General features: G+C 50.8%; 11 protein-coding genes. 7 read left to right on the forward strand and 4 right to left on the reverse strand.

The window, feature by feature from the left end; genetic code table 11:
- The 4 genes from glyS to ACH5Y9_RS22045 all read left to right on the forward strand — a co-directional run bounded on the left by glyS (position 1) and on the right by ACH5Y9_RS22045 (position 4,504).
- Entirely contained in the window at positions 1-2,070 is a 2,070-nt protein-coding gene (gene glyS / locus ACH5Y9_RS22030; protein ID WP_445367598.1) for a glycine--tRNA ligase subunit beta, read from the forward strand.
- Positions 2,067-2,609 carry a D-glycero-beta-D-manno-heptose 1,7-bisphosphate 7-phosphatase gene (gene gmhB / locus ACH5Y9_RS22035; protein ID WP_445367599.1) on the forward strand — a complete coding sequence of 181 codons (543 nt, stop codon included), beginning with the start codon at positions 2,067-2,069 and terminating at the stop codon, positions 2,607-2,609. Before glyS ends, gmhB begins: the two co-directional genes overlap by 4 nt.
- Entirely contained in the window at positions 2,575-3,339 is a 765-nt protein-coding gene (locus ACH5Y9_RS22040; protein ID WP_445367600.1) for a lysophospholipid acyltransferase family protein, read from the forward strand. Before gmhB ends, ACH5Y9_RS22040 begins: the two co-directional genes overlap by 35 nt.
- A gap of 124 nt (positions 3,340-3,463) precedes the next feature.
- Positions 3,464-4,504: an IS481 family transposase gene (locus ACH5Y9_RS22045; protein WP_445367601.1), complete on the forward strand. Its 1,041-nt coding sequence runs from the start codon at positions 3,464-3,466 to the stop codon at positions 4,502-4,504.
- Positions 4,505-4,933: 429 nt separating this feature from the next.
- On the opposite strand, the gene ACH5Y9_RS22050 is transcribed toward ACH5Y9_RS22045, so the two are convergent.
- From ACH5Y9_RS22050 to ACH5Y9_RS22060, 3 genes are all read right to left on the reverse strand, one after another.
- Positions 4,934-5,071 carry a hypothetical protein gene (locus tag ACH5Y9_RS22050; RefSeq protein WP_165385996.1) on the reverse strand — a complete coding sequence of 46 codons (138 nt, stop codon included), beginning with the start codon at positions 5,069-5,071 and terminating at the stop codon, positions 4,934-4,936.
- A 100-nt stretch (positions 5,072-5,171) separates the two neighbouring features.
- Positions 5,172-7,079, reverse strand: coding sequence for a DCC1-like thiol-disulfide oxidoreductase family protein (locus tag ACH5Y9_RS22055; RefSeq protein WP_445367602.1), 1,908 nt, complete (start codon positions 7,077-7,079; stop codon positions 5,172-5,174).
- 135 nt (positions 7,080-7,214) lie between these two features.
- Positions 7,215-7,343 (reverse strand): hypothetical protein, encoded by a 129-nt coding sequence (locus tag ACH5Y9_RS22060; protein ID WP_255189959.1) that lies wholly within the window; start codon positions 7,341-7,343, stop codon positions 7,215-7,217.
- Between the two features lie 231 nt (positions 7,344-7,574).
- Between ACH5Y9_RS22060 and ACH5Y9_RS22065 the strand changes: the two genes are divergently transcribed.
- A complete protein-coding gene (locus tag ACH5Y9_RS22065; RefSeq protein WP_084153294.1) occupies positions 7,575-7,976 on the forward strand; it encodes a hypothetical protein in 402 nt (133 codons plus the stop codon).
- Positions 7,977-8,034: 58 nt separating this feature from the next.
- Here ACH5Y9_RS22065 and ACH5Y9_RS22070 read toward each other — a convergent pair whose 3' ends face one another.
- Positions 8,035-8,226, reverse strand: a complete 192-nt coding sequence (locus tag ACH5Y9_RS22070; protein WP_033156854.1) for a DUF2970 domain-containing protein — start codon at positions 8,224-8,226, stop codon at positions 8,035-8,037.
- A gap of 75 nt (positions 8,227-8,301) precedes the next feature.
- Between ACH5Y9_RS22070 and metH the strand changes: the two genes are divergently transcribed.
- Both metH and ACH5Y9_RS22080 read left to right on the forward strand, forming a co-directional pair.
- Entirely contained in the window at positions 8,302-11,976 is a 3,675-nt protein-coding gene (metH, locus tag ACH5Y9_RS22075) for a methionine synthase (protein WP_445367603.1), read from the forward strand.
- Positions 11,973-12,251: a glutaredoxin family protein gene (locus tag ACH5Y9_RS22080; RefSeq protein WP_445367604.1), complete on the forward strand. Its 279-nt coding sequence runs from the start codon at positions 11,973-11,975 to the stop codon at positions 12,249-12,251. Before metH ends, ACH5Y9_RS22080 begins: the two co-directional genes overlap by 4 nt.

Here is a 12,251-nt window from a genome sequence, read left to right on the forward strand (position 1 = left end):
ATGACCGAGACCAATCATTTATTGTTCGAACTGGGCTGCGAGGAGTTACCGCCGAAGTCCTTAAAAAAACTCAGTCAGGCCTTGCTGGACAATATTTTGGCCGGCTTGCAAGAGGCCGGTTTGAGCTACGGCCAAGGCCGTGCCTATGCCACGCCGCGCCGCTTGGCGGTATTGATCGACGATCTGCAAACCTTTCAGGCTGATAAAGTCGTGGAAAAGCGCGGCCCGGCCATCCAGGCAGCATACGGCTCCGATGGTACGCCCAGCAAAGCAGCATTAGGTTTTGCGGCCAGCTGCGGTGCGTCTTTTGAGGATTTGGAGAAACTGGAAACCGACAAGGGTTCATGGCTGATTTTCAAACAGGCGGTAAAAGGCCAAGCCACTGCCGAGTTGATCCCCGACATTATCCGCAAAAGTCTGGCCAATTTACCGATTGCCAAACGTATGCGCTGGGGAAGTTTCGATGCCGAATTTGCCCGGCCGGTACATTGGGCGGTTTTGCTGTTGGGCTCCGAAATTCTGATTACCGATATTCTCGGCCGCACGACCGGCCGCGTCACCCGTGGTCACCGCTTTCATTCACCATTGGATTTGAGCATCGGTAGTCCACACGAATATCTGGACATCCTCAAACAGCACGGCAAGGTGCTGGCCGATTTCGAAGAACGCATGACCATCATCCGCGATGCTGCCAATCAAGCGGCCAGCAATGTTGGCGGGATTGCCCATATCGAAGACGATTTGCTGGAAGAAGTGGCGGCACTAAACGAATGGCCGGTACCGGTCGTGGGTAATTTCGATGCGCGTTTTCTGGAGTTGCCGCAAGAGGTGTTGATCACCACCATGCAGGCCAACCAGAAATATTTTCCAGTCAAAAATGCTGCGGGCCGATTGTTGCCGCATTTCATTACCTTCGCTAATATCGAAAGCTCTAACCCCGATTCCATCCGTCAAGGCAATGAGCGCGTGGTATTGCCACGCCTGGTCGACGCTGAATTTTTCTGGAAACAGGATAGAAAACAATCGCTGGCCGATCGGGTTGAGAGCCTGAAAAGCATCGTCTTCCAAAAAGACCTGGGTACCTTGTTCGATAAAACCGAGCGCGTTGCGTATCTGGCGGCGTTGATCGCCGGGAAGTTAGGCGCCGATGTTGAATTAGCCAAGCGCGCCGCGCTGTTGGCTAAAACCGATTTGATGACCAATATGGTCGGCGAATTCGCCAATCTGCAAGGCACGATGGGTCGTTATTACGCCGCTGCGGACGGCGAACATGCCGACGTGGCTTTAGCCTTGGAAGAACATTATTACCCCAAACAATCCGGCGGCCCGACGCCGAGCGGTCAAATCGGCCAGGCGTTGGCGCTGGCGGAAAAAATCGACACCTTGGCCGGTATTTTCAGCGCAGGCTTAATTCCAACCGGCGATAAAGACCCTTATGCTTTGCGTCGAGCCACGCTGGGCATCTTGCGGGTACTGATCGAAAACGGTATTGCATTGGATGTCGTTGAACTGTTGGATGCGGCGCTGGATCAGTTCAGTCACGGCTTTAATAAAGCCGAAACCCGGCAAAAAGTGATAGGTTTTCTGTTTGACCGTCTAAAAGGCTATTGTCTGGATCAAGGCTATACCAGCCACGAGTTCGAAGCGGTATTGGCGGTTAATCCGACTAGTCCGTTGGATTTCATGCTGCGTATTCGCGCTGTGCAAGGTTTTAGAGCCTTGCCGGAAGCGGAAAGTCTGGCGGCGGCGAACAAACGCATTATCAACATCCTGAAAAAATCGGATCAAGCGCCTACGGAGAGCATTGGTACTTTGGTAGAAGCCGCCGAGAAAAACTTGTTGGCAGCCGCCGAGCAATCGGAAGCCGACATTTTGCCCTTGCTGGCCGAACAGAATTATCCGCTGGCTTTGAGTCGTTTGGCCCAATTGCGCGATAGCGTCGATGCGTTTTTCGATAATGTGATGGTGAATACCGACGACGAAGTTTTACGCAACAGTCGTTTGGCATTGCTGGCCAAATTGTCCAATCAATTCCTGAAAATCGCCGATATTTCCAAACTGCAATCGTGACCGAGCGTTACGTTATTCTGGATCGGGACGGCACCATCAATGTCGATTCCGACGATTTTATCAAATCACCGGAAGAATGGCTGCCGCTGGCCGGCAGCCTGGAAGCCATTGCGCTGTTAAATCGACATGGCTACAAAGTCGTGGTGATTACGAATCAGTCGGGGATTGCCAGGGGCTTATTCGATTTGGCAACGCTGGCGGCGATACATGCCAAAATGCGGCAATTGGCGTCCCAGGCCGACGGACACATAGAAGCCATTTATTTTTGCCCTCACGGCCCAAACGACACTTGTGACTGCCGCAAACCTCTGGACGGACTGTTTCGACGCTTTGCCGCCGATACGCAAGCTGATTTGAGCCGAACTTATGCGATTGGCGACTCCTTGCGCGATATTCAGGCCGCGGAATCGGCCGGTGCCAAACCTATTCTGGTCAAAACCGGGAAAGGCGAAAAAACTGCCCTTAATAATCCACAACGTAACGTTCCTATTTTCGATAATCTTTATGACGCAGCCACGCACATCGTCTCGACAAGCTGATTTTAGAGTCTATTTGGGCTCTACATTGTTGTTCATTTACATAGTATTCTCGACACTGATTGTCGGGGTGGCGATTTTGGGCGGATTTTTTCTGCCGTTTCCGATGCGCTATAAAATCGCCGATGTTTGGATCAATTGCCTGCTGTTTATGCTGAAGTTATGTTGCGGGCTAAGTTATGAAGTGGAAGGGCTGGAAAACATTCCTCGCGATAGCGCGGCGATTATTCTCAGCAAACATCAGTCGGCCTGGGAAACGGTGGCTTTGCGGCAATTTATTTTCCCGCAAACCGCGGTTTTGAAAAAATCGTTGCTGCAAATCCCATTTGGCGGTTGGGCGCTGGCGACATTAAAACCCATCGCGATAGATCGGCAAAATCAGAAAGAAGCGCTAAAAATGTTGATCGATCAAGGGATTCAGCGTTTGCAGGAAGGCTTGTTCGTGGTGGTGTTTCCGGAGGGAACCCGAGTGGCGCCGGGAGCGCATAAAAAATTTAATGCGGGTGGCGCAATGCTGGCGCAAAAATCCGGTTTTCCGGTGATTCCGCTGGCGCACAATGCAGGAGAATATTGGCCGCGCAACAGTTTTTTGAAATATCCGGGCGTGATTAAGGTCAAGATTGGGCCGGTTATCAGTAGCATTGATAAAAAATCGAAGGATATTAACGCAGAGGCCGAAGCCTGGATTAATAAAGCGATGTTGCAAATCGATGCAGAACGAATAGCAGGGTAATTCGAATTAGAGGGCTAAAATGTATTAGTCACGACTTGATCTGACACATCGACTTGAAAAGATGAGAGTTACCGGTTTTGATAGGGGTGTCGAATCCTTACACAAAACACAAAAGGTAACTCTCATGATCCATACAAACAATCCGATCATTAAACACAAAGCGGGGCTGTTAAATTTAGCCCAAGAACTGAATAACGTCTCCAGAGCCTGCAAGGTGATGGGTGTCTCGCGCGATACGTTTTATCGTTATCAAGAGCTGGTAGCCGAAGGTGGCATTGATGCCTTAATCGACAAAAACCGCCGGTCTCCGAATCTGAAGAATCGCGTCGATGAAAGCATTGAGCTGGCAGTGAAAGCCTATGCGGTTGAGTGGCCAGCGCATGGACAGCATCGAACCAGTAATGAACTGCGTAAACAAGGGGTATTCGTATCCGGCAGCGGCGTTCGCTCCATCTGGTTACGGCATGACCTGGAGAACTTTAAAAAGAGGCTTAAAGCACTGGAAGCCAAGGTAGCCGCCGAAGGGTTAATGCTGAGCGATGCGCAGATTGCGGCGTTGGAGAAAAAGCAGCAGGATGATCAAGCCTGCGGCGAAATCGAAACAACCCATCCCGGTTACCTGGGTTCGCAGGATACCTTTTACGTTGGCAACCTCAAAGGGGTTGGGCGGATTTACCAGCAGACTTACGTGGACACCTACAGCAAAGTCGCTCACTGCAAACTGTACACCACCAAAACGCCGATTACTGCCGCGGACATCCTGAATGACAAAGTATTGCCGTTCTATGAAGCCAACGCATTACCCGTTCTACGCATTCTGACGGATCGCGGCACAGAATATTGTGGCAAGGTCGAACAGCATGATTATCAGCTATACCTGGCGATCAACGACATCGACCATACCAAAACCAAGGCCATGTCGCCGCAAACCAATGGGATTTGCGAACGCTTCCACAAGACCATCTTGCAGGAGTTCTATCAGGTCACGTTCCGCAAAAAGCTCTATAGCGACCTGGATGAACTCCAAAAAGATCTGGACGAATGGCTGGTTTATTACAACAATGACCGAACTCATCAGGGCAAAATGTGCAACGGCAGAACGCCGATGGATACCTTGCTGGATGGAAAACAGATTTGGGCTCAAAAAAATCTGAACCAAATCTAATCTGACAGACACCCCGCAAAAACGGTAACTGTCAGATCAGGTCTGAGCTAATACAGCTAAAATTTAAGCTGCAAAAAAAAGGCCCGCATTCGCGGGCCTTTTTCTTCAAGCTTAAAGATTAAAGCGCTACAGAAGTAGAGCTAGAAACTTTTTGTTTTGATGCATCTGGATCGTCCATGCAACCGCTCAGGCCAGCAATCATCAGGGTCATAGCTAAAAGAGATAATACTTTTTTCATAACATCCTCCAAATAAAAGTTTTTTATATTTTTGCGTGTGCTGAATCTAAACAAAAAAATTAAGCACGGCGGGATTTAAACATGTCTACGCAGTTGCGCGCAAACTAAATCTGTTTGGAGGAAAAGAATCTTGAATATAAGGCCCACATGCGTGGGCCTTACTTAGGAAGGAATATCCTGCCAAGGCTGGATTATTTAACCCCTGAACCTTGTTGGTTAGGTGAACCATAGCCTTTTGGTTTTGGGTTGCCTTGGTCTGGGTCATCCATGCAACCGCTCAAGCTTACAATCATCATTACCATAGCCAAGACAGAAAATACTTTTTTCATAACATCCTCCGATTTAAAGGTTTTTATTTTTGTGTGTACTCAAATTCAAGCACGCAAAATTTATAGCATGACAAAACCGAGTATGCAATACCCTAGATGTTTACAAAATATCGATGTCTTTCGGCAGGTTGATCTTTATGTCCTTTCCAGTCCATTGTGCGGAGCCTATTGCTTGCCATTCTCCGGTCAAGTTGCTGTTCCTGAGATCTTTTTCCCACACAAACGGTGCTCGAATTCTCTTCATTTTGACGATAAATTGCGTGCTATCGAGCTCTAAACCACTCTTTTTTCCCCAGAACGCCGTGACTTTCATGATGAATTTTTTCAAGCGGAGCTCGTCGATATTTGGGGTTACCGCAATGTTGGCCCACATGGAATGCACCCGCCCCCAATTCGGCGCCAACAGGCGGCCTTGGCGATTAACAAACGGTAACCATTGCTCTTCGCCGTTGGCATCCAAATAGGTAATAGCCAGTAAACGGTCATAGCCTTCGAAATGGTCGTGAAGATACAGCGCGTGGGGGGTGATGCCCAAAAACGTGTGAGACATCATTAAGACCGCGTTGCTCATATCCGCCAGCATGCTGGTTATCGGCGACTGGCGGGTATCGACATGCAGGCGGTACAGCAAACCATAGTGAAAGCTGCTGTTGAACTGAAACAAGATCAACACCAGCAACACTTTGCTGATTTTGTGTACGCGACTTCTGGCCGGTAAGGCATGCTCCGCTTCGAAAATTCGCTCGTACAAACTCGGCGGCAGGTTTTCAACTGATACCGGCAGACAGCTCACATCGCACGCCAATCGCGTGCGCGAATCGGCAATCGCCCGGTAGCGCACGCATATCCACTGATAAAGCAGCGGCAGTTTCATGGCCCAACCTATCATCGCGGTGTAGCGCATCGAGATTAAAATTTGCGCGTAAGTATCAACGCCGGCATAAACCCGTCCATCGCCATCCACCGCGTACAAATCGGTCAGTAGTTGCTTTTCGCCCAATTCGGCTAGAGCTGGATAATCGATTGCAAACACTTGTGCGGGCTTGAAATCGACGCCGTGCAAAACGTCGAAATGATTCAGTGTTAAAACTGTGCGATTGCACAATGGGCATTGTTGGTCGTAAAACACCGTCAATAGTGGTTGTGTGATCCGTAGAAGTCCCCCGATTTTTCTATACCAGGCAAATGGCATTACCAGGGCATAGAAAATCAGCATTCCCATTCCGAACGGGTAAATATTGAAGGACAGGGTAATGCCCAAATGCAAGGAAATCCCAGTCAGAAAGTACAGCCATCTGAACTGGCGGCGATGAAAAAACAACAGGAAAGTAAACTGGAATGCGATGATGGTGTAGCCGATGATTTTTTGCAAAATCTCGATATTCAGCAGCCAGGACAAATCCAGCGCGGACATGTAATACGGAATCGAAGACGGCAACCAAGCACCCAAGCCGTTGCGCCAATGCTCGGCAAACATTTTGTGTATCGCGGAATCGAAATACAAAAAGCCCAGACAAATCGCGACAGGTAGATAATAAGTCAGTGCAGACACTTCCGGAGCTTGGTATTGAGAATAATGCGTGAAGGGGCGCAGCAATTTTTTCCTAAGGCCATCAATAGAAAAGGCTTGGTCCATAGGCATGAAGATCAGAAAGAAATTGGCGCCGATCATGAACAAATCGAAGCCGCCGTCGAAATCGCGCTGCATAGGTGTGAAATTAACGAATAGCAGCCAAAAAATGTAGTTAGCAACACTGGCCGCCTGGCAGCGGTAACCGATGGCTAGACAAAAAGCCACCGCGGCCCATAGCCAAAGGAAGAACGGAATCATCGGAAATTCGACATCCATGAATGGGATGGGGTCGAATATCAAGTGGTTGAAATACAGCAGAAAAAAAACTTCCTGCAGTGTCACCACCCCAAACAAAAGCCTGAAAAGGCCTACGCCGGTAGCGGGTACTTTTTTAGAATAAAGAGCATTGACTTTCTGAACTAACAGTTTGTACATGGCGGGTCGGCAGGCTAAAAGTCCACAGATTATAAGGGATTTGAAAATGGTATGCGTCAGGCAAAAAAAAAGCGGCTACGGGATCTATCCGTAGCCGCTTTTTCCAGAAAAGCTTTGTAAGCGAGGGGGTGTAGCTTACTCTTCGTCTTTAGGCTCAGCAAAAACCCATTTTACAAAGAAGTATCCTGCAGCGATGATAACTACCGCTCCAATCATGCCCGACGGTTCTTTCAGCATTTCTGTTAAATCTAAGATCGCTCCCATGGGTGCCTCCTACCTTTAGTTAGTTGTTATAAAATTTGCCATGTCTTTGGCGGTCGAGCTTCATATGTTACTTTAGCCACCTTCAAAGTCAAGCGATTCATGGCTATCGCGGAAACATCCGACCGCAATTGCCATCCAGGTGGATTATGGTAGTATGCTTTCTCAACCTGAATTTTGAGAATTATAAAAACAGTTTCAACAAGGGGAATAGAGATGATTGGTGGCGTAATAATGATTTTGACGGCAATCTGGGTATATCAAACCCTGATAAAAGCCAAAACGGGTAATGTGCTGATGTGGGTTGCCGGCTGTGCCATAGTGTTCTTGGTCATTCAGGTGTTGTTCTACAACATCAACATTATGATCATCGACGGCTTGGACGGTAAAGATGTCGGCGGCGAATATGATCGCGACTTGACCAGCGTCGGCGATAGAAAAACCCAGGAAGGCGCCGGCGGCTGGTTCATGCCGGTTTTCTTCGAATTACTACCGCCGTTTGCCGGTGTGTTGGCTGTCGCTCTGATTCGCTGTCAGTTTATTTTGAAACAAGCGTTGACACCAGCCAACCTGTTCAGCGGTATCAAAGAATTGTTTGTCAGCATCAAAAACAGCTTCAAAACCTCCAGCAACTAACCAACTTGGCTGGCTCCGAAGCCCAAGGCCGCTTGGGCTTCGTTACCGTCGAAATTCCTCAGCCGCCGGTAACTGCGGATACGATGCTGACTATCGTTAAAATAAACAGCACAGTCGCAATCAGCCCGACGACAATATAGGCAGGCAAAGAGCCGTGCTGAAAATCAAGCTCTCTATTCTTATTGCTTTGCACGCCGATCACGGCGGCAAACACGCTTTTTATGACATGCAATAGACTGGGTTTAGACATGATTTCCCTCAAAATTTGGTTTGATAATAAAGCGGACTAGCCCACCGATATTCACCCTTACGACCCTCAGGCAGTATGAACAGCACACAAAGATTACACCAGTTATTATCTCAACGGATTTTGTTTCTGGACGGTGCGATGGGCACCATGATTCAGAGCTACAAACTGGAGGAGAAGGATTATCGCGGCGTACGCTTTGCCGACTGGCCTGTCGATCTTAAGGGCAACAACGATTTATTATCGATTACCCAGTCCGAGGTAATCAAGGCGATTCATCGCGCCTATCTGGATGCCGGCTCGGATATTCTGGAAACCAATACCTTCAATTCCACCCGTATCGCGATGGCCGATTATCGGATGGAAGACCTGGCTTACGAGATCAACGTAGCTTCGGCCCGCGTCGCTAAACAGGCGGCTAACGAAGTCAGCGCGTTAACGCCGGACAAGCCGCGTTTCGTCGCCGGCGTCTTGGGCCCCACCAATCGCACGTCATCAATGTCGCCGGATGTCAACGATCCCGGCTTCCGTAACATCACGTTCGATGATTTGGTAAGCGCCTACAGCGAAGCCACTCAGGGCTTGATCGACGGTGGCGCCGACATCATCCTGATCGAAACCGTATTCGATACCTTGAACGCGAAAGCGGCGATATTCGCGGTTGAACAGACTTTCGACAAGCTAGGTTACAAATTGCCGGTGATGATCTCCGGCACGATTACCGACGCCTCCGGCCGTACGCTATCCGGCCAGACCGCCGCCGCGTTCTGGTATTCGTTAAAACACGTACAGCCTATCTCTATCGGCTTCAACTGCGCGCTCGGTGCTCAGGAACTGCGCCAGTACATCGAAGAACTGTCCAACATCGCCGACACCTACGTTTCCGCCCACCCGAACGCTGGCCTGCCCAACGAATTTGGCGAATACGACGAAACGCCGGAAATGATGGCCGCCGAGCTGGCAGACTGGGCGGCGAGCGGCTATCTCAACATCATCGGCGGTTGCTGCGGCACCTCGCCGGACACCATCCGCGCCATCGTTGCCGCGCTGGAAAAATATCCGCCACGTAAGATTCCGGAGCTGGAAAAACGCTGCCACCTGGCCGGCTTGGAAGCGATGAGCATCGGTCCGGAAACCCTGTTCGTGAACGTCGGCGAACGTACCAACGTTACCGGTTCGGCGATCTTCAAGAAAATGATCGTCGAAGAACGTTACGAAGAAGCCCTGGAAGTTGCCAAGCAACAAGTCGAAAACGGTGCACAAATCATCGACATTAACATGGATGAAGGCATGTTGGATTCGAAAGCCGCGATGGTGCGCTTTCTAAATCTGCTGGCCGCCGAGCCGGATATTGCCAAGGTGCCGATCATGCTGGACTCCTCGAAATGGGAGATTCTGGAAGCAGGCTTGAAATGCATTCAGGGCAAAGGCGTCGTCAACTCGATCTCGATCAAGGAAGGCGAAGAAAACTTCATCGAACACGCCAAACTGGTGCGCCGCTACGGCGCGGCGGTGATCGTGATGGCTTTCGACGAGCAAGGCCAGGCCGACACCATGGCGCGCAAGGTGGAAATCTGCAGCCGCGCTTACAAGATTTTGACCGAACAAATCGGCTTCCCGCCGGAAGACATCATCTTCGACCCGAACATTTTCGCGGTCGCCACCGGCATCGAAGAGCACAACAACTACGGCGTCGATTTCATCGAAGCTACCCGCATCATCAAGCAGACCCTGCCGCATGCCTTGATTTCCGGCGGCGTCTCCAACGTCTCGTTCTCGTTCCGCGGCAACAATCCGGTACGCGAGGCCATCCATGCTGTATTCCTGTACCACGCGGTGCAGGCCGGCATGGACATGGGCATCGTTAACGCCGGCCAATTGGCGATCTATGCCGACATTCCGGAAGAATTGCGCGACGCGGTCGAGGATGTGATCCTGAACCGCACTCCGGAAGGCACCGAAAAACTGCTGGAAATTGCCGAAAAATATCGCGGCAGCGGCCAGGCAGCCAAGGTGGAAACTCTGGAATGGCGCGAATGGCCGGTCACTAAACGTTTGGAACATGCGCTGGTCAAAGGTATCGCTGATTATATTGAGGAAGATACCGAAGCGGCGCGACTGGAAGCCGAAAAGCCGTTACACGTCATCGAAGGCCCGTTGATGGATGGCATGAACGTGGTCGGCGATTTGTTCGGCGAGGGCAAGATGTTTTTGCCGCAGGTGGTGAAGTCGGCAAGGGTGATGAAAAAAGCCGTGGCTTATCTGATGCCGTTCATGGACGCCGAAGTGGATGGCAGCGAAAGGCAAACCAACGGCAAGGTGCTGATGGCCACCGTCAAGGGTGACGTCCATGACATCGGCAAAAACATCGTCGCCGTGGTGCTGCAATGCAACAACTACGAAGTCATCGACCTCGGCGTGATGGTGCCTGCGGAGACTATTTTGAAAACCGCCCGCGAGGAAAAAGTCGACGTGATCGGCCTCAGTGGCTTGATCACACCGTCGCTGGACGAAATGGTACATGTGGCCAAGGAAATGCAGCGCCAAGGCTTCACGATTCCGTTGATGATAGGCGGTGCCACCACCTCGCGCGCGCATACCGCGGTGAAGATCGAACCTAATTATCAGGCAGCGCCGACGGTTTATGTCACCGACGCCTCGCGCGGCGTCGGCGTGGTCAGTGCCCTGCTCAGCGACGATTTGAAAGCCGATTTCGTCGAGAAAACCCGAGCCGAATACGAGTTGGTACGCGAAAGGCATAAGGGGCGGCATGCCAAGAATCCGCAACACAATCTTGAAGCGGCGCGGAAAAATAAATTCAATTACGCCGACCACCAGCCGGTTAAACCAAAATTCCTCGGCACCAAAGTCATAGCCAATTTTCCGTTGGATACGCTGGTTTGGTACATCGACTGGACGCCGTTCTTCCAGACTTGGGAATTGTCCGGCAGCTATCCGGCCATTCTCAGTGACCACGTGGTCGGCACCGAAGCGACCAAGTTGTTTGAAGACGCTCAAGAGATGTTGAAACAGCTGATCCGCGAGGAATGGTTGAGCGCCAAAGCCGTGATCGGTTTCTTTCCGGCCAATAGCGACGGCGACGACATCGTGCTGTACACCGACGACAGCCGAACCGAGCAACGCGAAGTGCTGCATCATTTGCGCCAGCAAAACGTCAAGGCACCGGGCCGGCCCAATTACTGCTTGTCCGACTTTATCGCGCCGGTCGGCAGCGGTGTCGCCGATTATTTGGGCGGCTTTGCGGTCACCTCCGGTATCGGTATCGAAACCAAACTGGCCGAATTCGAAAAGGACCACGACGACTATAGTTCGATTATGCTGAAAGCCTTGGCCGACCGTCTGGCCGAAGCGTTCGCCGAATACATGCATCAAGCGGTGCGCCGCGATTATTGGGGCTACGCCGAAGACGAAGAGCACGATAACCATGCCTTGATCGAGGAAGCCTATCAAGGCATTCGTCCGGCGCCCGGCTATCCAGCCTGCCCGGACCACACCGAAAAAGCCAAGTTGTTCGAATTGCTGAACGTCACCGAAAATACCACGATCGAGTTGACCGAAAACTTTGCTATGTATCCCACTGCGGCAGTCAGTGGCTGGTATTTCTCGCACCCGGACTCGCAGTATTTCAACGTCGGTAAGATCGATCAGGATCAGTTAGAGGACTACGCGCGGCGCAAAGGCCTTAAGCTTGAAGTAGCCGAACGTTGGTTGGCTGCGCATATGAATCATTGATCGATTCAACCGTGGTCGATTTTATTCTATTCGGCACCGAAGGCTGCCATTTGTGCGAAGAGGCGGAAGCGTTATTGGTAGCCGCCGGGCTGGATTTTACGAGCCGGGACATTATGGACAATGAGCAATGGCAGGTGGAGTATGGTGTGTTGATTCCGGTGTTGTGGCATGCCCTAAGCCAAAAGCAACTGAATTGGCCGTTCGACAGCCTGCAATTAAAAGCATTCAGCATCGCCATCGATCCAAGCGAATGCCAGTCAGCACGCCGGACCTAG

Source organism: Methylomonas sp. BW4-1 (assembly GCF_052474385.1).

Excerpts from the sequence above, each read along its gene's own strand:
- ACH5Y9_RS22045 (WP_445367601.1), top strand. The coding sequence starts at position 3,464 with ATGATCCATACAAACAATCCGATCATTAAACACAAAGCGGGGCTGTTA.
- ACH5Y9_RS22040 (WP_445367600.1), top strand. The coding sequence starts at position 2,575 with ATGACGCAGCCACGCACATCGTCTCGACAAGCTGATTTTAGAGTCTAT.
- ACH5Y9_RS22060 (WP_255189959.1), bottom strand. The coding sequence starts at position 7,343 with ATGGGAGCGATCTTAGATTTAACAGAAATGCTGAAAGAACCGTCGGGC.
- ACH5Y9_RS22070 (WP_033156854.1), bottom strand. The coding sequence starts at position 8,226 with ATGTCTAAACCCAGTCTATTGCATGTCATAAAAAGCGTGTTTGCCGCC.
- ACH5Y9_RS22050 (WP_165385996.1), bottom strand. The coding sequence starts at position 5,071 with ATGAAAAAAGTATTTTCTGTCTTGGCTATGGTAATGATGATTGTAAGC.
- ACH5Y9_RS22055 (WP_445367602.1), bottom strand. The coding sequence starts at position 7,079 with ATGTACAAACTGTTAGTTCAGAAAGTCAATGCTCTTTATTCTAAAAAA.
- metH (WP_445367603.1), top strand. The coding sequence starts at position 8,302 with ATGAACAGCACACAAAGATTACACCAGTTATTATCTCAACGGATTTTG.
- ACH5Y9_RS22065 (WP_084153294.1), top strand. The coding sequence starts at position 7,575 with ATGATTTTGACGGCAATCTGGGTATATCAAACCCTGATAAAAGCCAAA.
- glyS (WP_445367598.1), top strand. The coding sequence starts at position 1 with ATGACCGAGACCAATCATTTATTGTTCGAACTGGGCTGCGAGGAGTTA.